Below are 22,065 nucleotides of genomic sequence, written 5' to 3' on the forward strand. Positions count from 1 at the left end.
CGCGGCCATCGCTAAGGTCCGCCCCTTTCCAGCCTTCGCCCCATGGAGCATCCCTTGGCCGTTAAGCCGAATACCGACGAAGCATTTCTGCGTGAGGTGGACGAGGAGCTTCGCCGCGATCAGCTCGCGAGCATGTGGACGCGTTACGGGCGCTGGCTGATCGTCGCGATCGTCGCCGGCCTCGCCGCGTTTGGCGGTTTCCTCTATTGGGAATATCATAGCGCGCAGGTCGCTGGCGAGCAGGGCGAGAAGCTTCAGGTCGTCTATGACGAACTGGCCGCGCAGAAGGTTGGCAGCGCTGAGAAGGGCCTGGTCGAACTCGCCGGCTCGAGTGTCGGGGGATATCGCGCGCTGGCGCTGTTCACTCAGGCGGACCTGCTGCTGCAGAAGGAAGATCTGAAGGCCGCCGCCGCCAAGTTCGCCGCGGTCGCGGGGGACAGCTCGGTCGGTCAGCCGCTGCGCGATCTGGCATTGATCCGCCAGACCGCCGCCGAGTTCGATACGCTCAAGCCCGATGTCGTCGTCAACCGGCTGCGGCCGCTGGCGGTGAAGGGCAATCCCTGGTTCGGCAGCGCGGGCGAGCTCGTCGGCGCCGCCTATCTTCAAATGAACAAGCCCGATCTCGCGGCGCCGCTTTTCGGGCAGATCGCCCGGGACGAGACGGTCCCCGACACGATCCGTCAACGCGCGGTTCAGATCGCTGGCACCATGGGCATCGACGCGGTCGGCCCGGTTGAGGAAAAGAAAGCGCAATGATGTACAAGAACCGAGCGGTGCTGGCGTGCGCCGCGCTCCTCGCGCTCAGCGGCTGCGGGATATTCAAGGGCGGCGGCAAGAAGACGCCGGTGTTGGGTGATCGCGTGCCGATCCTCATGTCCGAGAGCGAAGTGACGTCCGACAAGTCGCTGGCAGACGTCCAGGTCCTGCTGCCCGCACCCGAAGTCAATGAAAACTGGGCGCAACCCGGTGGCAGCGCCGACAAGTCGATGGGACAGCTCGCGCTGGGCGCCACGCTGACTCGGGCATGGACCGCCTCGGTCGATGGGGGCTCCAACCGCCAGCGGCTCGGCGCGGCACCGGTGATCGCCGATGGCCGGCTCTACGCGATGGACGTGGACGCCAATGTCCATGCCTTCACCGCTGACACTGGCTCGCAGGTCTGGACGACCAACATCTCCAAGAACGAGAAGAAGACCCGCAGCGCTCGTTTTGGCGGCGGCGTCAGCTACGACAATGGCAAGGTCTATGCGACCGACGGCCTGGGTGACGTGGTGGCGCTCGATGCGAAGACCGGTGCTGAAGTCTGGCGCGTCAAGCCGGGTGGCCCGCTGCGCGGCTCCCCGACGATCGACAATGACAACCTTTATGTGCTGACCCAGGACAATCAGCTGTTCGCGCTGTCCAAGGCCAATGGCTCCGTCGCCTGGACCCAGTCGGGCTCGCTCGAGACGCAGGGTGTGTTCGGTGTCGCGGCGCCGGCAGTAGGGCAGGGTACGGTCATTGCCGGCTTCTCCTCGGGCGAGCTCAACGCCTATCGCTACGAGAATGGCCGCACGCTGTGGCAGGACGCGCTGTCGCGCTCAAGCATCTCGACCTCGGTGTCGTCGCTTGCCGATATCGATGCGTCGCCGGTCATCGATCGCGGCCTCGTCTTCGCGGTAGGGCAGGGTGGCCGCACCGTCGCGCTTGAGATCGTCTCCGGCCAGCGTATCTGGGAACAGAATTTCGCCGGCATCTCGACCCCCTGGGTCGCGGGCGAATGGTTGTTCCTGGTCACTGACGACGCCCGGCTCGTCTGCCTTGCCCGCGCGACCGGCAAGGTGCGCTGGATCCAGCAGCTCCGCCATTTTGGCAGCGAGAAGAAGAAAAAGAACCCGATCACCTGGTATGGCCCGGTGCTCGCGGGCAACCGCCTGATCCTGACCAACTCGCGCGGCGAGATCGTCTCCGCGTCGCCCGACAGCGGCGAAGTCGGAACGGTGATCGAAGGGGGCAAGGCCTATAACCTGCCGCCGGTCGTGGCCAATTCCACCCTGTATGTGCTCGATCAGAAGGGCCGGATCTCGGCTTATCGCTGATCGCGACGCCTGCTTCGTCGCCCCGGCACGACTCCGGGGTGACGAACGCGGCATAGCAGGGTAAGGCGCGCCATGCCCAATCTTCCCGTGGTCGCGATCATCGGCCGGCCCAACGTCGGCAAATCGACACTGTTCAACCGCCTCGTCGGCAAGAAGCTCGCGCTGGTCGACGATCGTCCTGGTGTCACGCGCGACCGGCGGGAGGGCGATGCGACCCTGGTCGGCCTGGAATTCCGGGTCATCGATACCGCCGGTTATGAAGATCAGGATGCGGCATCGTTGCCCGGCCGGATGCGTGCCCAAACCGAGGCCGCCGTGGCGCAGGCCGATGTCGCGCTGTTCCTGATCGATGCCCGTGCCGGCCTAGTCCCGCTGGACGAGGAAATCGCACGCTGGCTGCGCGGTTCGAAGACCCCCGTTATCCTGGTCGCCAACAAGGCCGAGGGCCGGGCGGGCGAAAGTGGCATCCTCGAATCGCTGTCGCTCGGGTTCGGCGATCCCGTCGTGCTCTCGGCCGAGCATGGCGAAGGGTTGGTCGAGCTGTTCGAAGCGCTGCTTCCCCATGTCGAGCGTGACGAGGACGCCGAGGCTGCCGAGGAGGAAGAAGACAGCCTCGACGCGCCGCTGAAGCTTGCCATCATCGGCCGGCCCAATGCGGGGAAATCGACGCTGATCAATCGCATGCTTGGCGAGGAACGGCTCATCACCGGCCCCGAGGCTGGGATCACCCGTGACTCCATCGCGATCGACTGGACCTGGCACGGTCCTGAGGGGGAGCCGCGCGCCGTCCGGCTGATCGACACCGCCGGCATGCGCAAGCGTGCCAATGTGCAGGACAAGCTGGAAAAGCTGTCGGTCGCCGATGCGCTCCACGCGATCGATTTTGCCGAAGTGGTGGTGCTGCTGCTCGATGCGACGCGCGGGCTGGAAGCGCAGGATCTGCGCATCGCGGATGCTGCGCTGCAGGAAGGCCGGGCGCTGGTTGTCGCGATCAACAAATGGGATGTGGCGGAGAATGCCAGCAGCCTGTTCAACGGCATCCGCGGGGCGCTGGAAGAAGGGCTGTCGCAGGTGAAGGGCATTCCGGTGCTCACTGTTTCGGCGGCGACCGGCAAGGGCATCGACACGCTGGTGAAAGTCGCGTTCGAGACGCGTGAGGCGTGGTCCCGCCGTATCGGCACCGGTGAACTCAATCGCTGGTTCGAGAAAGCGATCGAGGCCAATCCGCCGCCCGCGCCCGGCGGCAAGCGGATCAAGCTGCGCTATCTGACTCAGGCCAAGACCCGTCCGCCCGGCTTCGTGCTGTTCGGCACGCGTGTCGACCAGTTGCCGGCCAGTTATCAGCGCTACCTGATCAACGGTATTCGGCGCGATCTCGGCTTCGGTGCGGTGCCTGTACGGCTGACCTTGCGCGCCCCGAAGAATCCGTTCGACCGCTAGAGGCAGTCGAGTCGCTCGCAACTGGATTAAACAAGGATTTACCGAGCCTTTCGGTCGATTGGCCCGGGCTGCGTCAACTCATCCTTTACCTCGTTTGTCTAGAAACGGGGGACATCTTCGCGGTCTTGGTGGCCCCGAAGTAGGAGAATGCGGTGTCTGTCGAAGATCGCGGCCTGGTTGACTGGACGATGTTTTCGCAAGCTCGCACCGAGCTTGGCGCAGGCTTCGTGCGCATCCTCGGATATTTCCGGGAGGACGGCGTGAAATCGGTCGCCGCGATCGAAGCGGCCATGCGGGCGCTCAATGCCGCGGCGATGGTCATCCCGGCACACACGCTGAAGGGGGAGGCTCGCCAGTTCGGTGCCGAGCCGCTCGGCGCGCTGGCCGAGAAGATCGAGACGATCGCCCGTGACTGCGTCGAGAATCGCGATACACCCGACGAGGCGCTTCAATCGGTCGTCGAACTCCGACCGCTGTTCGAAAACACGCTGGAAATGCTTGAGCGCGAATCGAACCCACTGGTCGAACGCCGACCTGTCTTCGGTCGCCGCGCGCTCTGATCTGTCAGGGCATCGACATGGTTCATTGATGGTGCTTCGTCTGTTTCCGATCCCCGCTCGCTGAGCGGAAACGGCTGCCACCGATTTCGTGCGCGGGTGTGTCAGGTCTGATCCGCATTCATGTCACGGGTGCGGTCATAGCAAAGGGAAGTGTTCGCGCGGAGGGCGCAAAGAACGCTGAGTTGGATGCTGAACTCGATAAGTCGCCTGTTGGGGACAGGCTGTCAGAGACTGGCTACGCCGTCGCTCCTAGTTTCTCAGCCGTTCGATTGCCTGGGCGAGTGCGACGTAGAGCTTGCCCATGTCCGACGACAGCAATGTAACGCCGAGCGGCGACCCGTCGCGCTGCGCCAGGATCGCACGCAGCATCGCCTCGAAATCGTGGATGTAGCGGTTGACCTGTTCGCGGAACGCCGCGTCTTCGTCGTAGAGCCGTACGATCTCGCGTGCCTCGCCGGTGTCGAGCAGGCGTACCGCGCGACGGGTGAACACGCCGCGATCGCCCTTGAGATAGGCCGACCACGCGCTGTCCGATACGTCGGCGGAGAAAGATTTGGTGATGTCGATCGATGCCGAGTTGAGTGATTCGATCAGCAGGGAAACCCGACGGGCGAAGGTATCCTTGTCGGCATTCTCGCGCTCGGTGCGGGCCTCCGCGATCCGGCTTTCGACCGTGGAGGTCGAATCGGCGATGGCGAGCATCTGACGGGTCAGCCGCTCGGAGGTGCGCTGGGCTGCCTCCGCCGCTGCCTCGCCAGCCTCGACGATCGCCGCGATCTGGTGTTCCAGGGCGGTCGAGGAAGCGCGACGCATCGCGTCAGCGCTGGCGTTCTCCAGGGCCATTGCCGCTTCGGGAATCACCGTCGCAAGCGTCTCGCGCGCGCGGTCTGCCGCCGCGCTGGCAGTATCGCGGACGCGCAGCAACGCCTCGACCAGACGGGGCGCCGCTTCCTCGGCGAAGCGATGGGTGCGCCCGATCGTCTCCTCCACCATGTCGCCTAGCGCGTCGGCCTTGGTGCGGCCGCTGTTGAGCGTTTCGATCAGCTTGCTCGACAGCTTGTCGAGCGTGTCGCGCTGTCCGGCGATGACATGGGCGATCGCCTCGATCGCGTCATGAGTGCTTTCCGCGGCAGTGACGAGCGCGAGCAGTTCGGGCTTCGCATCGCCGACCACACGCCGGCTGTCGGCAATCCTGCCGTCGAGCCGGGCCAGCGCATCGGGAAGGGTCTCGTCGATCTCCCGTGCGGCTGCGTCGAGCGCGATCAGCAGGTTCTCGGTGGTGCTGATCGCCGAGGTCGCCATGGCATCGCCCGTCTTCAACGCCTCGGTCATCGCGTCGGCCGAACCGCCCAGCGCGCTGATCGACGCAGCGAGGGTCTGGGTACGGTCGACGCCCTGGGCGTGAAGCGCGTCGAGTTGCCGTGAGACGCGGGTGAGGCCGGTATCGAGTTCGCCGATCACCATCTCGCTGGCGGAACGCTGTTCGCCGAGTCGCGCACCGATACGATCGATGATCTCCTCGATGGCGGCAATGCGCGCGGCGAGAGCCTCGGCGCTGTCGCGGCTGATCCGGTCGAGGGCCGCCTGGTTGGTGCCCAGCATCGCCAGCATCGCTTCGCCCTGCGTGGCGATGCCCTTGCGCGCTTCGTCGACCGCGCCTGCGGTGCGCCCGAGCAATCCGTCGACTGCGGCCGACATCTCGCCCGTGACCGTTTCGAGGCGCGCGCCGGCGGTTTCGCTGGTCGCCTCCATGCGCGTGATATGCGCGGCGAGCTTCTGGGCTGCGCCGCCCGCGACGGCATCAGCCTCGCGGCCGCGCTCGGCCAGGGCGACGAGCTGCGCGTCAAGCGCGCTGGCATATTTGCCCGCGGAAATCCCGGTCTGTTCGAGGAGCCTGGCCAGATCCTCGGTTTCGCCATGGGCCTTGGGCAAGGTGGCAAGCAATACACCGAGGCTGGTTTCAGTGGCGGCGGCGGCGGCGGCCAGCCTGTGGGCGCGATCGTCGGCGAGGTTGACCTGCTCGGCGATGCCGGTCCCGACGGTGGCAAGCTTTGCGACCGCGCCATCTCCCATGGCCATCAGGCTGCTGGTCTGTTCCGCGAGCTTCGTGCGATTCGCGTCGATCGTTTGCGAGAGCGCGGCGACCGTGCGCTCCAAGCTTGCCGCTTCGGCGCGCATGGCACTGGCGGTACGCCCGAAGCGCTCGGCTTCCGCTGTGCTGGTGCGCAGCGCGAGCAGCATCAGGATGCCGATCAGCGCTGGCGGAACGCATAGCGCGGCGATGAATCCGGCAAGTTCGATCGGCAGCGCGCGTTGGAGGCTTGGCCAGGCAAACCACAGCATGCCGGCGATCCAGCCGAGCGAAACCAGCACGGCCAGCGAGGGAACGATCCAGCGGCCGGGTTGCGGCTCCGGCTCGTCTCCGGCATCCTCGATGGCCTGACGGAGTTCTAGCGGTTCGAGACTGGCGGGCGCGGGCGCCGACACGTCCTCGAAAGGCGCGGCGGGGCCTTGTCCTGGCCGAAGATCAATAATGCGCGAACCCCCGTTCATATCAGCTGTTTACCATGATTTCCGCCTTCGGGAAGCGAATAGCGAAACCTTCCTTTAAGCGCTTCCCTGTAGAAATACAGGCATGGCCTATGATCCTGGTGCAATCGATGCGACTCTGGCGGCAGCGGTGGGCGACGAGCCCCAGCTGATTGCGGAGCTGCGTGAAGCCTTTCTCGACGGCGTCCAGCGCGGTCTCGGCAACCTTGAGCGCGCGCGGAACGGGGATGAATGGCGCAGCGCCGCGGCGCGCCTCAAGGGCCTTGCCGCGAGCTTCGGCGCGATCCGCCTCATGGCGATCGCATCCGAGGCCGCCGATGCCGAACCGCAGGACGTCAACCTGCTCCGCCGTCTGCGCCGGGCCGCCGAACGCCTCTGAATCGCTGCGGTTTTCCGGCACCTTTGCCATTGGTGGTTGTTCCGCCTAACAGCCCAGCATGTTGGCCGGGCTGATTTTCGCGACCGAGGATGCCGATGACCGGCCCGGTACGCTTGCCGCGACCCTGCCGTTCGGCGGGTTGACCCTGATCGAGTTCCAGGCGCGGCTGCTCGTCGCGGCGGGGGCGTCGCAAATCGTCCTCGTCATTGCACGCCTTACGCCGGAGCTGTTGGGGGCGATCAACCGGATCGGACGGCGCGGCGCGTCGGTCGACGCGGTCCGCACGGCGGCGGAGGCGATTGAGAAGCTGCATCCGTTGTCACGGGTCCTTGTCGTCGCCGATGGGGTGATGACGACCGGCGAGGTGGTGTCCTCGCTCGCGGCCGAAACCGGCGAGGCCCTGATGGTCACCGATGACCAGGGCAGCGGCGGTCCGTTCGAGCGGGTCGGTGCGCTGACCGCCTGGGCAGGGCTGGCCCTGCTCGATCCGAAGCGGATCGCCGAAGTGGCGGCGATGCCCAAGGATTATGATTTCCAGTCGACCCTGCTGCGTGTTGCGGCGCAGGCTGGCCCCGCGAACATCCGGCTGCCGGCCGGCGCGGCGGGCGGGGCGCACGGCATCGAACGCGATTCGCGCCGACTGGCCGAACGGGGCAGGGCGATTCTTTCCGCTCTCGCGCCGGTGCCGGTCCCCTGGGCGGATCGGTTCCTGCTGGCACCGCTGGCACGGCTCGCGCTGCCGCATCTGGTCGGGCGGAGCGTGCCCAGCATCGCGGTCACTGCGCTCGGTTTCGTTCTGGCGCTGGCCGGGTTCGCTGCGCTGCATTTCGCTTGGCCGCTTACTGGTCTTGCGTTGACCATCGTCGCGATGGTCGCGCTTGCGATCGGGGTGACCGCTTCGGCGCTGCGCGATGAGACGATCGAGCTACGGGTCCAGCAAGGTGCCATGCTGGGCATACCGGCGCTGTCCGCATTGATCCTGGGGGGCGATTCGGCTGCAGGTCTAGTCGCGGCCGGAAGCGGCATTGTCGCGGCGGGGCTTGTCGAGCGAGCCGGCAGCGCGCGAATCCGCCGCCGCTGGTGGGCGAGCCCGGTCGCCTATCCGATGCTGATGGTGCCCCTTGTCGCGGCGGGACAGCCGCTTGCTGCCCTGATCGCTGCGGGAATCTATGCTTTCACGACACTCGGCGGCGCCATTGAGGCGTTTCGCGAAAAGCCTTAGGCTCGTCTTAACGACAAATCCCGTAGCAGAGGCACATGTCGAGGGATGTTGGCGACATGGATGATGGCACTCAATGGGGTGCCGGCCGGCTGCTCGCTCGCGCGGCGGCCGCGGACCTGTGCGCTGATGAAAGACTGGCGGTCGCCATCGACGATTTTTTCCTTCCCGCCGAATCGCGGCTTGACGAGCGATCGCGCTCGGCACTCGGCGGGACGCTTGCCGGTCTCGTGTCGGCCGTCGAAAGCGCCGTGCGACAACATGCCGCGCGTCTGCTCGCTGCGCGCGGTGAACCGGCACTCGCCGACGCATTGGCGACGGGCGGGCCTCTCGTTCAGGACCGGCTGGTCTCTGCCGGACAGTTGCGGGATGTCGAACTGATGCGTGAACTGGTCGGCCGCGCGCGCCAGGACGTGCTTGCCGGCGCCCTGCCTGTTGCCGCACCGGAGGATCCCGATCGCGCCAGCCTACTTGCCCGGCTGATCCAGAATCCCGACGGCGTGGTCGCCGGCGCGGCGATGGGGCTGCTCGCCGCCGAAAGCCGGCGGCAGGGCGACCCGGAGGCGATGGCGACGCGCACCGACCTTCCCGCCGAACTTCATCATCGCCTGACCTGGTTGACTGCCGCGGCGCTCCGCGAGCATTTCGCGGATGAAGCGGGCGACACCCTGCCGGTGCTTGACCGTGCGCTCATCGACGCGGCCTTGCGCAGCGTTTCCTCCCATGACGAGGGGGATCGGCTCGAAGCGGTGGCGATGCGCCTTGCGGCAGCCCTTGACGCGCGCGCCGACGAACTGGCGCCGCTGCTGGTCGAAACCCTGGCTGATCGCCGTCTCTCCCTGTTCGTGGCGCTGATCGCCCATGCGCTTGGCCTTGATTATGCCGACGCGCGCGAGATCGTGCTCGATCCCGCCGGGGATCGTCTGTGGCTGGTGTTGCGCGCGCTGGAGCTTGACCGCGAATCGATCGCGCGGATCGGGCTGGCGTTGAGCGAGGCCGATCCCCGGCGCGATCTCGACAGTTTTGCCGAGGGGCTCGACGGCATCGCGGCGACACCATCGGCAACGGCGCGTGCGGCGCTCATGCCGTTGCTGCTGCATCCCGATTATCGCGCGGCCCTGCTCGCGCTCGGACGAAGGGCACGGCCATGAACGTGACCGATCCGATGTTGCCGCCCGTGCGCGGGCTGGTCGATCGCGCCGGCCGGCTGGTCGAGGCCGACCAGCGCCTGATGGACCTCAACCTGCGCGCCGGCGGCGGCATCGGCCAGCCGGTCGCGATTCCGCAGATCGCGACGCTGGCCCGGCTCGCGCAACGGCTCGGCATCCTCGTCTCGCGCGGCGTGGTCGCGGCGGATGGCGACGACGATGTCGAATTATGGGTCCGCGCCGAACCCGAGGCGCGTGGCGTTCACCTGATGATCACTGGCTGGCGTAGCCGCGCCGCCTGGTATCCGGAGGCGATGCAGGGCGAGCGCGAGGGTGATTTCCTGCGCAGCGCGGCCGACTGGTCGTGGGAAACGGATTCGGCGCTGCGCGTCACCTTCCTGTCGATCAGCGCCGGCACGAAGCACGGGTTCGATGCCGCGGCGATGCTCGGACAGCCGCTGACACGCCTGTTCGCGCTCGGCGAGGACCAAGAGGGTTCCTTCCCGATCCTGGGCGGGCTCGCAATGCATCAGCGGTTCGACGGGCAGAGCGCGACGCTTCGTGCGACAGGACGTCCGCTCCGCCTCTCAGCCACGCCGCGCACCGATGCCGGCGGCGCCTTTGCCGGTTTCATCGGTGCCGCGCACATGATCGACGACGTGACTGACGGGGCGCCGGTCGCCGCGCACCGGCCCGAGCCCGAGGAGGTTCCCGAGGACCTGACCGATGCCTTCGCGGCGCGGCTCGACCAGGCGTTGCGCAGCCCGCTCGGCCGCATCATCGCCAATGCCGACAGCATCAACGCGCAGTCGGAAGGACCGTTGCGCCAGGACTATGCGGATTATGCCGCCGATATCGCGAGTGCCGGACGGCACCTGATGGGGCTTGTCGACGATCTCGTCGACCTCCAAGCGATCGAGCGCCCGGATTTCGTCGTGGCGAAGGAACCGGTCGACCTCGCCGATGTCGCGCGGCGTGCTGCCGGTCTGCTGGGTGTGCGGGCGTCGGAAGCGCAGGTCCGTATCGACAAGCCCGCGCCGCAGGACATGCTGCCCGCGACGGGCGAGTTCCGTCGAGCGCTCCAGGTGCTAGTGAACCTGATCGGCAATGCGGTGCGCTATTCGCCGCGCGAAGGCATGGTGTGGATCCGCACCGAGCGCGAGAACGGCGTCGCGGCGGTGATCGTGGCTGATCAGGGCAAGGGCATCGCGCCCGCCGACCAGGCGCGTATCTTCGAGAAATTCGAGCGGGTCGACCCGCGCGAACCGGGTGGTTCGGGCCTTGGCCTCTACATCGCGCGCAGGCTCGCGCGGGCAATGGGCGGCGACGTGACGGTCGACAGCGCGCCGGGGCAGGGCGCGCGGTTCGTCTTCACGCTGCCTTATCGGGACTGATCGTGGCGCCGGATTTCCCTGTTCCGGGCGCGGTAACAGGGAAATAACAGGGAATTTAATTTATTCTCGGCCGGCGCGCGCGGTTTTGATCGGAAATCCGTGTGAGGTTACAGTCACTTATAAGTGAATTCCCTGTTATCGGATAACAGGGAATTGCGTCCGGATAACAGGGAAAATTCCCGCCCGAACAGGGAAATTCATTGCTGCGACTGTGAGAAAGAGCGCGGCGCGGTGCTTGAGAGTTCCGTCCAGCGCCATCCTGCGGCGAATTCCATCTCAGTTGAATCGACGGGGAACCATTGGGGAGAGCGAGGGGCTGGCCTCGCTTCCGCAGAAGAAAAGAGCGAGGCTTGGACAGCCTCCGATCAAGTCCGGGGCGAACGGGAGGGGGCCACCCAATCGAACTGGCGCTACCGTCGCCCGATCCGGATCAGCACGATCCCGACCACCCCGAGCAGCCCGCCCCACAGCGCCCATATGCGCTGGTCGATCATGAAGCTGGATGCCGGCCACTGGATGTAGCCGGTACCCTGGCCGATCCACAGCAGCCCCATCAACAGCACCAGGATGCCGAGGATGGTGACTGCCGCGCGCATCAGCGTTGGTCGACGGGGAGGTAATCGCGCTGCGTCGGCCCGGTATAGAGTTGGCGCGGGCGACCGATCTTCTGGGCCGGATCGGAGATCATCTCGTTCCACTGCGCGACCCAGCCCACCGTGCGGGCCAGGGCGAACAAGGCGGTAAACATCGTCGTCGGGAAGCCGATCGCCGACAGGATCACGCCCGAATAGAAATCGACGTTCGGGAAGAGCTTCTTCTCGATGAAATAGGGATCGTTGAGCGCCATTTCCTCGAGGTGAAGTGCCACGTCGAACACGGGATCGTTGACGCCCAGCGCGCCGAGCACCTCGCGCACGGTCTGCTGCATCACCGTCGCGCGCGGATCGTAGTTCTTGTAGACGCGGTGGCCGAAGCCCATCAGGCGGAACGGGTCGTTCTTGTCCTTGGCGCGCTCGATATAGTGCGGGATGCGATCGACGGTGCCGATCTCGCGCAGCATGTTGAGCGCCGCCTCGTTCGCGCCGCCATGCGCCGGGCCCCACAGGCAGGCGATGCCCGCCGCGATGCAGGCAAAGGGGTTCGCGCCCGACGAGCCGGCGAGCCGGACGGTCGAGGTCGACGCGTTCTGCTCATGATCGGCATGGAGGATGAAGATGCGGTCGAGCGCCTTCTCCACGATCGGGTTGACGACATATTCCTCGGCCGGAACACCGAAGGTCATGCGCAGGAAATTGCCCGTGTAGGACAGGCGGTTGTCGGGGTAGAGGAAGGGCTGGCCGACCGAATATTTATACGCCATCGCCGCGATCGTCGGCATCTTCGCGATCAGCCGGTGGCTTGCGATCATGCGCTGGTGCGGATCGGTGATATCGGCCGAATCGTGGTAGAAAGCGGACAATGCGCCGACCACGCCGCACATGACCGCCATCGGATGGGCGTCACGCCGGAAACCGCGATAGAAGGTCGCGAGCTGCTCGTGCAGCATGGTGTGGCGGGTGATGGTGTAGGTGAAGTGGTTCAGTTCGTCCTTGGACGGCAGCTCGCCGTTCAGCAGCAGGTACGACACTTCCATGAAGCTCGAACTCTCGGCGAGCTGGCCGATCGGGTAGCCGCGGTGAAGCAGAACGCCCTCGTCACCGTCGATATAGGTGAGCGCCGATTCGCAGCTCGCCGTCGAGGTGAAGCCGGGATCGTAGGTGAACATCCCGGTATCGGCGTAAAGCTTGCGGATATCGACGACATCCGGGCCCGTACTGCCGGACATCACCGCATAGTCGTGTGCAGTGCCTGCCACGTCCAGCTTCGCGGTTTTGCTCATCGATATGTCCTTTCTCGAACTCTCAGGCAGCCATCCGGTCGGCGATGCGGCCCAGGCTTTCCTCGCGCCCGAGCAAGTCGAGCACGTCGAAAATCCCGGGGGAAGTCTTGCGCCCTGTCAGCGCCGCCCTCAACGGCTGCGCGACCTGACCAAGCTTCACTCCCGCATCGTCCGCAACCCGGCGGACCGCGTCTTCGAGAGCCTGTGCATCCCAGTTGCCAACCGCGTCAAGGGCGGCGTGCAGTCGCGTCAGCAACGCGGGGGCGTCGCCCGAGAGGAGAGATGCTGCATCGCCGTCCATTTCCAGTGGGCGAGTGCGAAAAAGAAAGGCCGCGCCGGACGTAAGATCGTTGAGATTCGCCGCGCGGGGCTTCAACGATTCCATGCTGCGCTGAAGCAATTCGGCTTGCGATTCGCTGATTTCGAAACCGAGTCGCGGGATCACCAGTTCGGCCAGCCGATCATTGTCGGCGCTGCGGATATAATGACCGTTCAGGTTCTCGAGCTTCTTGAGATCGAACCTGCTTGGTGATTTCCCGACATCGGCCAGATCGAACCACTCAGTCGCCTGCTCGCGGCTGATGATCTCATCGTCGCCATGTCCCCAGCCGAGCCGGAGCAGATAGTTGCTCAGCGCCTCGGGCAGGATGCCGAGCTCGTCGCGATAATATTCAACCCCGACCGCGCCATGGCGCTTCGACATCTTGCCGCCGTCGCTGCCGTGGATCATCGGGATATGCGCATAGACCGGCACGGGCCAGCCCATCGCCTTGATGATCGGCAATTGCCGGAACGCGTTGTTGAGATGGTCGTCACCGCGGATGACGTGAGTCACCCCCATATCGTGATCGTCGACCACGACCGCGAGCATATAGGTCGGCGTGCCGTCGGAGCGGAGCAGGACGAGATCGTCGATCTCCTCGTTCTGGACGGTGACCGAGCCCTGGACCTTGTCCTCGATGGTCGTCGCGCCTTCCTTCGGCGCCTTCAGCCGGACGACGAAAGGGGCGCCCTCGGGCGCCTCGGCCGGATCGCGATCGCGCCAGCGGCCATCATACCGCATCGGCTTGCCCGCGCCCTTCTGGCTCTCGCGGAGCGCGGTCAGCTCGTCGGGCGTGGCGTAGCATTTATACGCATTGCCCTGATCGAGCATCTGATAGGCGACTTCGGCATGGCGCTTCGCGCGCTCGAACTGAAATACGGCGTCGCCGTCCCAGTCGAGGCCGAGCCACTTCATCGAACTGATGATCGCGTCGATCGCCGGCTGGGTCGAGCGGGCGCGATCGGTATCCTCGATGCGCAGCAGGAACTTGCCGCCGTGGTGGCGCGCGAACAGCCAGTTGAACAGCGCGGTGCGCGCGCCGCCAATGTGCAGATAGCCGGTGGGCGACGGCGCGAAGCGAGTCACCACTGCGGACGTGTCGGGCGTGCCGGTATCGGCCGCCGCGGTATCAGACCTTGCGCCCAAACGCGCTTGCTCCCAGACTTGAAAATCGATGGCCAGTACAGCCGCCGAGGCCCCTAGCACGCGACCCCGACGGCTTCAAATCGCGGCCGGAGAAAGACTGCGCGCCCGGAAGACGGCCCTTGAGCTGTGGCTCGAGGCCGAGCGCGATCAGCTCTTCCTGTGGGTGCCGGTGTCGTTCGGCGCCGGCATCGCCGCATGGTTCGTGCTGTCTGATTCTGTCTGGTGGTGGACGTCTGTCCTGGCGCTCGCCGGCGTGGCGCTGTTCGCGATGGCGGTCGGGCGTGGCGGACGGACGGGACGCGTGGTGGCGGTGGCGGCGCTGCTCGCCGCCGCAGGACTGGTGCTGATCTGGTGGCAGGCGGAGAGTTCGGACGGGCGGACGCTGGCGCGACCGGTGATCGTGACCTTCGAGGCGCGCGTGGAGCGGGTCGAGCCGCTGCCGTCGCGCGATCTGGTCAGGCTGAGGCTGGCGCCGGTCCGGGTCGTGTCCGTCCCTTCACGTCCCGGAAGGTCGGGGGCCAAACGGAATCTTCCAACACTGCCCGCGCATGTCCGGGTCAACCTGGCCGAGGCGGATGTGCCAGCGGGGCTTTCGCGCGGCGCGACGATCCTGCTTGGGGCTCGATTGATGCCGCCGCCACAGCCAGCGGTACCCGGCGCCTATGATTATGCCCGTGTCGCCTGGTTCGACGGGATCGGCGGTACGGGGCGCGGGTTCGGGCCAGTCACCATTGTCAGTCCGGGGACGTCGAGCGGGGCCGGGCTGCGCGAGAGGTTGTCGCGCCATATCCGGGAGAGCGCGCCGGGCGGGGCCGGGGCGATCGCGGCGGCGCTGGCGACCGGGGACCAGGGCGGCATTTCGGAGGAGGATGCCGAGGCGATGCGGCGGTCCGGGCTGGCGCATCTCCTTTCGGTCAGCGGGCTGCACATCACGGCGGTGGTCGGCGCGGTGATGCTGCTGGTGCTTCGGCTGCTTGCGCTGAGCCCGTGGCTCGCGCTGAGCTTCCGCCTGCCGCTGATCGCTGCCGGGGCGGGCGCCGCCGCGGCCATCGGCTATACGCTGCTCACCGGTGCGGAGGTGCCGACGATCCGGTCATGCGTGGCCGCGCTGCTCGTACTGATCGCGATGGCGATGGGACGGGAGGCGATCACCTTGCGGCTGGTGGCGGCCGGCGCCTTCATCGTGCTGCTGCTCTATCCGCAGTCGCTGGCCGGGCCGAGCTTCCAGCTTTCCTTCGCGGCGGTTGCTGCGATCGTCGCGTTGCATGAGCATCCGCGCGTGAAAGCCTGGTTCGCGCCGCGCGAGCAGCCCTGGTGGCACAAGCTCGGCCGCACGCTGCTGTCGCTGTTGCTGACGGGTATCGTCGTCGAGCTTTCGTTGATCCCGATCGCGCTGTTCCACTTCCACAAGGCGGGGATCTATGGTGCGATCGCCAATATCGTGGCGATTCCATTGACGACCTTCATCACCATGCCGCTCGAGGCACTGGCGCTGCTCTTCGACCTGATCGGCCTCGGTGCTCCCTTGTGGTGGCTGACCGCGCGATCGCTCGATCTGCTGTTGTGGATCGCGCATGCGACCGCGAGCATCCCCGGATCGATCGCGGCGCTTCCGGCGATGCCGGGTGGAGCGTTCGGGTTGATGGCGGTCGGCGGCCTGTGGATCGCGTTGTGGCGGACGCGGTGGCGGCGGCTTGGCGCTGTGCCGCTGACCATGGGCGCTGCATGGGCGCTGTCGATTCCGGCGCCTGACCTGCTCGTCACCGGGGACGGCCGGCATGTCGCCATCCGCACCGCGCGCGGCGGACTGGCGCTGCTGCGCGAGCGTGTCGGCGACTACACCTCGGACATGCTGTCGGAGAATAGCGGCGTGGACGGCGAGCCCCTGTTCCTTTCCGACCAGCCCGAGGCACGGTGCAGCCGGGATCTCTGTCTGGTCGAGCAGAAGGCGGGCGGGCGGACCTGGCGGATCCTCGCGACGCGGAGCGCTTATCTCGTGCCGGCGGGGGAGCTTATCGCTGCATGCGGCAACGCCGATATCGTCGTCAGCGAACGCTGGCTGCCCGACGGCTGCCGTCCACGCTGGTTACGGCTTGACCGCGACATGCTGGCGAAGACCGGCGGGGTCGCCGTCACGCTCCGCACCGGCCAGGTCACCACCGTGCTTCAGCCGGGCGACCGCCATCCCTGGCGGGAGGCGGCACCCGTACCGATCAGACGTAGCGGCGGAGAAGGCCGGCGAGCTTACCCTGAACGCGGACCTGGTCGGGGGAATAACGCTGAGGATCATAAGCGCGGTTCGCAGGATCGAGGCGGATCATCGCGCCCTCCCGCCGGAAATATTTGAGGGTCGCCTCGCTGTCCTCGATCAGCGCCACGACGATCTCGCCGTCGCGCGCGGTGTCGGCGCGACGGATCAGGGCGTAGTCGCCGTCGAGGATGCCGGCATCGACCATCGAGTCACCGGACACCTCAAGCGCATAATGATCGCCGCCGCCGAGCAATGCCGCGGGCACCGCGAGCATCGACTGGCCCTCGAACGCCTCGATCGGCACGCCTGCCGCGATCCGGCCGTGCAGCGGGATCTCGATCACGTCGTTCGCGGGTTCGGGGATCTTCTTCAAGTTGCTGGCCGGCGCAGCGGCGGCGGTCGCGGTCTTGCGGATCGTTTCCGGACGTTCCGGCATGCGCAGCACTTCGAGCGCGCGGGCGCGATTGGGCAGGCGGCGAATGAACTTTCGTTCCTCAAGCGCACTGATCAAACGGTGGACGCCCGATTTGGACTTGAGGTCGAGCGCCTCCTTCATTTCTTCGAACGAGGGCGAAACGCCGCTCGCCTCAAGGCGATCGTTGATGAAGCAGATCAGCTCATGCTGCTTGCGGGTAAGCATCCCAATTCCTCCGTCGGAACAGACTGGGAACGTTTATGCAATGTTCCGGTGCCATGTCAAGCGAATGGAAGGATTTCCACCGCCTCCCCCGCGCCAAGCGCCGGAGCATGGGGGGCGCGGACGATCAGGCAGTCGGCGCGGGCGAGCGTCAGGAGCATCGAACTGTCCTGAATGCCCGAGGCAAAGGCCCGGCCGTCGTGGATGGCGGCGCGCAGATAGTCCTGGCGGCGATCGTTCGCGGGCAGGTCCTCGCCGAGGATCGCCGTCGCCGTGCGGGGGAATGGATCTAGCGCGCCCGACATGGTCGCGATCAGCGGGCGCAGGAAGAGGAAGGCGGTGACGAAGGCCGAGACCGGGTTGCCCGGCAGGCCAAGCACGACCGCGCCGTTCAGCCGCCCCGCCATCATCGGCTTGCCGGGGCGGAGCGCGATCCGCCAGAAGTCGACGCTCCCGCCCGCGGCTTCCAGCGCCGGCCTGACAAGATCGTGATCGCCGACCGAGGCGCCGCCGGTGGTGACGAGGATGTCGGCGTCCACCGCGGCGAAGGCGGCGATGGTCGTGTCGAGTCGGTCGGGCAGGATGCCGAGATCGATCACGTCCACGGGCAGGTCGGCGAGCATCGCGGCGAGCATCGCGCCGTTCGATTCCGGCAATGCGCCGACCCCAAGCGGCGCGCCGGGGGCGACCAGCTCATCGCCGGTCGCGACGATCGCGACGCGCAGTCGGCGCATGACGGGCAGGGCGCCGTGGCCGCCGGTCGCCGCCACCGCGATGCGCGCGGGCGTAAGGCGCTCACCCTCGCCGATCAGGCGATCGCCCGTGGCGAAGTCGAGGCCCTTGCGGCGGACATTGCCACCCTGGCCCCTAGGGCCTTCGCCCGAGAGCAGCACCCGCTCGCCTTCCCGCGCCGCTTCTTCCTGGATCAGCACGGTGTCAGCGCCGCCGGGCATTGCCGCGCCGGTGAAGATGCGGACTGTCTCCCTCGTGCCGATGGCGCCGGCGAAGGGGCGGCCGGCCGCGCTCTCGCCGGTCAGGGTGAAGGGGCCGGGCAGGTCGGCGAAGCGGATCGCATAGCCGTCCATCGCCGAAAGGTCGCTCGCTGGCTGGGTGCGCAACGCGAGAATGTCCCCGGCGACCCAGCGGCCCGCCGCGTCACGCAAGGGCACCGTTTCCGCCGCCACGGGGAGGGCGAGTGCGAACAGGCGGGTCTGGGCTTCGGCTACCGGGATCAGCGCGGTGTTCATGATGCCTTCCCTATCCACCCCGCCGGTGCGGGTCGAGACATGGCCGGTCGGGCCAGAATATCAGTTACCGCTATCATCTTCCCACGGGCCGATCAGTGTCGTAGCAAACATGCGGTAGCAGATCCGCCGCGATCAAGCCGGCGGAGTGCTTCGCGCAACCATGGTTGCGGTCACGGGGGATGATGCATGACGGACTCACCGGCGCCTGACGCCTATAATCGTACAGCCTTGTTCTGGATCTGCGTGCTGGCGCTGTTCACCGCCGCGGTCGCCTTTTCGATGCGGACGGCCGCGTCGGATGCGATCCGCCAGGCGGTGTTCGATCCGATCGACCCGGCCAATTCGGGCAAGATGATCGGCGGCGCGCTCGGCGCGGCGTTCAGCGGCTTCGCCTTCTCGCTGCTCGTGCTGAGCCCGTTCCTCGACGTGATCGGGGCGAAGCGGGTGCTGCTGCTGGCGGCGTGCAGCTTCGTCGGCGGATCGGTGCTGATGGTGCTGGCGCCGACGCTGGGCAGCGGCGCAGGCGTCGGCACCTTCGTCATCCTGGGCATGGCGCTGACCGGCGTGGGCTGGGGCTGCACCGAGGCATCGATCAACCCGATGACCGCGGCGCTCTATCCCGCCGACAAGACTCACAGGCTCAACGTGCTTCATGCCTGGTGGCCGGCGGGGATCGTCGTCGGGGGCCTGGCGAGCATCGGCGTCGGGCAGCTTGGGCTCGACTGGCGCTGGGACATCGCCCTGATCGCGGTGCCTGGCATCGCCTTCGGGTTGTGGACGCTCACCCAGAAATTTCCGAAGACCGAGAGCGCGGCGCTGGGCGTGGGCTTTAGCGAGATGATCGCGGTGCCGTTCAGGCGCCCGACCTTCTGGATTTTCTGCGCGATCATGTTCCTGACCGCCTCGGCCGAACTGGCGCCGGGGTCCTGGGTGGACGTGGCGCTGACCCACACGGTGGGCATGAAGGGCATCCTGCTGCTCGTCTATGTCTCGGCGATCATGTTCGTGATGCGCCACTTCGCTGGAATGCTGTCGCATCGCTTCTCCGACATGGGGCTGTTGTGGCTCTGCACGGTGCCGGCGGCGCTCGGCCTGTACCTGCTCAGTGTCGCCTCATCGCCGGTGACGGCGCTGGTCGCGGCGACGGTGTGGGCGGTGGGCGTCGCGTTCATGTGGCCGACGATGATCGCGGCGGTGGCCTATCGTTATCCGCGCGGCGGGGCCTGGACGATCGGGCTGGTCGGCTTTGCCGGCGCGATGGCGATCCAGCTGGTGCTGCCGAAGCTCGGCGCGATCTACGATAAGGCCAAGCTGGAGCGGGCAGGGGGCGAAGCCGCCTTCGCCGCATTGCAGCCCGGGCCGGTGCTGAACGACGTGCTTGCCTATGCCGCGACACGCTCGTTCCAGGTCGTGGCGCTCATTCCGGTCGTGCTGTTCGTGATCTTCGGCGCGGTGCGGATCATCGAGCGGAAACGACGCCTCGGCGGGGAGGGCTGATCCGGCGTTACCCAAGCGCCATGCGAATGCTATGCTCCCGCCGGGCTTTGGCAATAAGAGGGGGCAATAAGCGGGTGAGAGCATGCGATTCCTGAGCGGTCTTGGCCTTTGGGCACTGTCGTTGCTGGCGATCGCGCCGGTTCATGCCGAGACGACCGCCTTCACCGGTGCGCGGGTGATCGACGGCACCGGGCGGGCGCCGATCGCGAACGGCGTGGTGGTGGTGACCGACGGCAAGATCACCGCGGTGGGCACCCGTGCGCGCACCGCGATTCCGGCAGGAGCCACCCGGATCGACGTGACGGGCAAGACGATCATGCCCGGGATCGTCAACGCGCATGGCCATCTGTTCTTCGACGCGAAGTCGGCGATCCCGCCGCGCACCCAGCTTGCCGACCAGCTCGCGCTTTACGCCCGCTACGGCATCACCACGGTCTACAGCCTCGGCGATGACGGGGTGGAGACGGTGAAGCTCCGCGACGAACTGCGCACCGCGCCGTTCGGCCCGGGCATGGCGCGGCTCTACGTGTCTGGCCCTGTGCTCACCGCCACGAGCCCGGACGAGGGCCGTGCCGCCGTGAGGGCCAATGCCGCGCTGGGCGTCGACATCATCAAGATCCGGCTTGAGGGACCGCCCGACGCCCCGATCCGTACCCCGGCCGTCTATGGCGCGATGATCGAGCAGGCGCATGTCGATAAGCTGCGGATCGCCGCGCATATGTTCACCGCCGATGAGACAAGGGGGCTGGTCGATGCCGGCGTCGATATCCTCGCCCACAGCATCCGCGACCGCGACGTGGACCCCGCGCTGATCGCCGAGATCAAGGCGAAGGGCGTCGGCTATATCCCGACATTGACGCGCGACCTGTCGGTGTTCGTCTATGAATCGACCCCCGATTTCGTGACCGATCCGTTCTTCACCCGGGAAGAGGCCTATCGCCTGCCGCTCGCCGCGTTGCTTGAACCGGAGGCGCAGGCCAGGGTGAAGGCGAGCGCCGCCGCCCAGGCGATCAAACCGGCGCTCGACCAGGCCAGACGCAACCTGAAACTGCTGTCGGATGCCGGTGTCGCGATCGCGATGGGCACCGATACCGGCGCGCCCACCGGCCGCTGGCAGGGCTATTTCGAGCATCTCGAAATGCAGATGATGGTCGAGGCCGGGCTGACCCCGATGAAAGTGCTGGTCGCCGCGACCGGCGGCGCTGCGAAGGTGATGCGGATCGACGACATGGTCGGCACCTTGCGGCCCGGGCGGCAGGCTGACCTGCTGGTGCTCGGCGCCAATCCGCTGGCCGATATCCGCAATACCCATAGCCTCGAACAGGTCTGGATCGCAGGCCGCAAGCTGGATTGAAACCGGGCTCCACGATCGGCCGGATTTCCCCTGTTATCGCGACAACGGCACGGTTGTTTTTTCTACCGCTGTTATGTTGGAATTTTAGTCTGATTTTATGAATTGTTCTCAAAGGGTTATGGTGCGTTACCGCTGTTATTGATAACAGCGGAAAAAATGCCGGAAATGGCGCGAAAATACGACACTTCATCCCCGAAGAAGGCGATGCGGAAACGCTTTATCATCTGTCGGTCATGAGAAAGAGCGGGCCAGGTCCAGTCGGTTCCCGACCGCTCGACGCTGGCACGGGCCGCGCCGGAAATGAATCGATCCGCGCCGGGCTCGATGAAGCGCTGCCCGGTTCCGACATCCCGGAAACGCGATGCCTACGTCGTGCCCCGAGCACGATTGATCCTACACGCGAAGATGGGACATCTGGCAGCAATGTTCGCGGTGTAGATGCCCGTGCGTGGGGCGACGAAAGGCGAGAAATGACCGATCACGAAACCCGCTATCTGCTAACCCGGGCGAAGCAGGAAGCGACGATGGCGGCTCGGGCCGAGCATCCCTCGGCCGCCGCGGCGCATCGCACGCTTTCCCTGCGCTATTCGACCAAGGCGGTGATCGGCCTGAGCGAAGAGACGGATCGCGCGCCGGTTGACCTCACGGTACGATAGACGCGGCCTTGCCCCTGGCGCAGGGGGCTAGCGGATTCACCCATCTGGCAGAGCGTCCTACTTCCCCTCTCCTTTTAGGAGAGGGGCAAGCTGCGTAGCAGCGCGGGGTGAGGTTGAGGATGCTACGATATTCGTCACCCTCAACCTTCCCGCGCCTGCGGCGCGGGCCCCTTCCTTCTCCCGCCGGGAGAAGGAGAAGACTCCTCGGAACGAGATGTGCGCGCGCCGCAGGCGAAAGGAGAGGCGATGGCCGGATCGGGGCTGCTCATGGCAGGGACTCGGGGCTCTTGCGTGCGGCTCCCCCCCGG

The 22,065-nt window shown here is 66.6% G+C and carries 17 protein-coding genes and 1 pseudogene; 12 read left to right on the forward strand and 6 right to left on the reverse strand.

Annotation, left to right across the window (positions count from 1 at the left end; genetic code table 11):
- Window positions 1–54: 54 nt before the first annotated feature.
- The 4 genes from NDN01_RS04760 (at window position 55) to NDN01_RS04775 (ending at window position 4,078) form a co-directional block, all read left to right on the forward strand.
- Entirely contained in the window at window positions 55–756 is a 702-nt protein-coding gene (locus tag NDN01_RS04760) for a tetratricopeptide repeat protein (RefSeq protein WP_272626221.1), read from the forward strand.
- The gene (locus NDN01_RS04765) at window positions 753–2,078 is read left to right on the forward strand and encodes an outer membrane protein assembly factor BamB family protein (protein ID WP_272626222.1); all 1,326 of its coding nucleotides are present in this window, start codon (window positions 753–755) and stop codon (window positions 2,076–2,078) included. The genes NDN01_RS04760 and NDN01_RS04765 overlap by 4 nt, the downstream gene beginning before the upstream one ends.
- A 72-nt stretch (window positions 2,079–2,150) precedes the next feature.
- Window positions 2,151–3,518, forward strand: a complete 1,368-nt coding sequence (der, locus tag NDN01_RS04770; protein WP_272626223.1) for a ribosome biogenesis GTPase Der — start codon at window positions 2,151–2,153, stop codon at window positions 3,516–3,518.
- 188 nt (window positions 3,519–3,706) lie between these two features.
- Window positions 3,707–4,078, forward strand: a complete 372-nt coding sequence (locus NDN01_RS04775) for an Hpt domain-containing protein (protein WP_272628029.1) — start codon at window positions 3,707–3,709, stop codon at window positions 4,076–4,078.
- Window positions 4,079–4,327: 249 nt separating this feature from the next.
- On the opposite strand, the gene NDN01_RS04780 is transcribed toward NDN01_RS04775, so the two are convergent.
- Complete coding sequence (locus NDN01_RS04780; protein WP_272626224.1) at window positions 4,328–6,565, reverse strand: hypothetical protein; 2,238 nt, start codon at window positions 6,563–6,565, stop codon at window positions 4,328–4,330.
- Window positions 6,566–6,713: 148 nt separating this feature from the next.
- Here NDN01_RS04780 and NDN01_RS04785 point away from each other — a divergent pair, with 148 nt between their 5' ends.
- Genes NDN01_RS04785 through NDN01_RS04800 form a run of 4 tightly spaced genes read left to right on the forward strand, consistent with a single transcriptional unit; the run spans window position 6,714 to window position 10,768 of the window.
- On the forward strand, window positions 6,714–7,007 hold the full coding sequence (locus NDN01_RS04785) for an Hpt domain-containing protein (protein WP_272626225.1): 294 nt from the start codon (window positions 6,714–6,716) through the stop codon (window positions 7,005–7,007).
- Window positions 7,008–7,065: 58 nt separating this feature from the next.
- Complete coding sequence (locus tag NDN01_RS04790; protein ID WP_272626226.1) at window positions 7,066–8,229, forward strand: hypothetical protein; 1,164 nt, start codon at window positions 7,066–7,068, stop codon at window positions 8,227–8,229.
- A 56-nt stretch (window positions 8,230–8,285) separates the two neighbouring features.
- Window positions 8,286–9,377 carry a DUF2336 domain-containing protein gene (locus tag NDN01_RS04795; RefSeq protein WP_272626227.1) on the forward strand — a complete coding sequence of 364 codons (1,092 nt, stop codon included), beginning with the start codon at window positions 8,286–8,288 and terminating at the stop codon, window positions 9,375–9,377.
- On the forward strand, window positions 9,374–10,768 hold the full coding sequence (locus NDN01_RS04800; protein WP_272626228.1) for a sensor histidine kinase: 1,395 nt from the start codon (window positions 9,374–9,376) through the stop codon (window positions 10,766–10,768). The genes NDN01_RS04795 and NDN01_RS04800 overlap by 4 nt, the downstream gene beginning before the upstream one ends.
- A 410-nt stretch (window positions 10,769–11,178) precedes the next feature.
- On the opposite strand, the gene NDN01_RS04805 is transcribed toward NDN01_RS04800, so the two are convergent.
- Genes NDN01_RS04805 through gltX form a run of 3 tightly spaced genes read right to left on the reverse strand, consistent with a single transcriptional unit; the run spans window position 11,179 to window position 14,115 of the window.
- Window positions 11,179–11,364 (reverse strand): hypothetical protein, encoded by a 186-nt coding sequence (locus NDN01_RS04805; protein ID WP_272626229.1) that lies wholly within the window; start codon window positions 11,362–11,364, stop codon window positions 11,179–11,181.
- Entirely contained in the window at window positions 11,364–12,647 is a 1,284-nt protein-coding gene (locus NDN01_RS04810) for a citrate synthase (protein ID WP_272626230.1), read from the reverse strand. Before NDN01_RS04810 ends, NDN01_RS04805 begins: the two co-directional genes overlap by 1 nt.
- A gap of 22 nt (window positions 12,648–12,669) precedes the next feature.
- A complete protein-coding gene (gltX, locus tag NDN01_RS04815) occupies window positions 12,670–14,115 on the reverse strand; it encodes a glutamate--tRNA ligase (RefSeq protein ID WP_272626231.1) in 1,446 nt (481 codons plus the stop codon).
- A 28-nt stretch (window positions 14,116–14,143) separates the two neighbouring features.
- Here gltX and NDN01_RS04820 point away from each other — a divergent pair.
- Window positions 14,144–16,357: pseudogene (locus NDN01_RS04820) on the forward strand (ComEC/Rec2 family competence protein); the annotation flags it as partial.
- Here the strand turns inward: NDN01_RS04820 and lexA are convergent.
- Together lexA and NDN01_RS04830 are read right to left on the reverse strand one after the other, a co-directional pair.
- Window positions 16,329–17,006 (reverse strand): transcriptional repressor LexA, encoded by a 678-nt coding sequence (gene lexA / locus NDN01_RS04825; protein ID WP_272626232.1) that lies wholly within the window; start codon window positions 17,004–17,006, stop codon window positions 16,329–16,331. The pseudogene NDN01_RS04820 and the gene lexA overlap by 29 nt on opposite strands.
- A 56-nt stretch (window positions 17,007–17,062) precedes the next feature.
- Complete coding sequence (locus NDN01_RS04830; protein WP_272626233.1) at window positions 17,063–18,250, reverse strand: molybdopterin molybdotransferase MoeA; 1,188 nt, start codon at window positions 18,248–18,250, stop codon at window positions 17,063–17,065.
- Between the two features lie 186 nt (window positions 18,251–18,436).
- Between NDN01_RS04830 and NDN01_RS04835 the strand changes: the two genes are divergently transcribed.
- The 3 genes from NDN01_RS04835 (at window position 18,437) to NDN01_RS04845 (ending at window position 21,757) form a co-directional block, all read left to right on the forward strand.
- Window positions 18,437–19,747, forward strand: a complete 1,311-nt coding sequence (locus NDN01_RS04835; RefSeq protein ID WP_272626234.1) for an MFS transporter — start codon at window positions 18,437–18,439, stop codon at window positions 19,745–19,747.
- Window positions 19,748–19,829: 82 nt separating this feature from the next.
- Window positions 19,830–21,101 (forward strand): amidohydrolase family protein, encoded by a 1,272-nt coding sequence (locus NDN01_RS04840; RefSeq protein ID WP_272626235.1) that lies wholly within the window; start codon window positions 19,830–19,832, stop codon window positions 21,099–21,101.
- A 470-nt stretch (window positions 21,102–21,571) separates the two neighbouring features.
- The gene (locus NDN01_RS04845) at window positions 21,572–21,757 is read left to right on the forward strand and encodes a hypothetical protein (RefSeq protein WP_272626236.1); all 186 of its coding nucleotides are present in this window, start codon (window positions 21,572–21,574) and stop codon (window positions 21,755–21,757) included.
- The last annotated feature ends 308 nt before the right edge of the window (window positions 21,758–22,065 follow it).

It is taken from the genome of Sphingomonas sp. QA11 (assembly GCF_028473665.1).
Taxonomy (GTDB): domain Bacteria; phylum Pseudomonadota; class Alphaproteobacteria; order Sphingomonadales; family Sphingomonadaceae; genus Sphingomonas; species Sphingomonas phytovorans.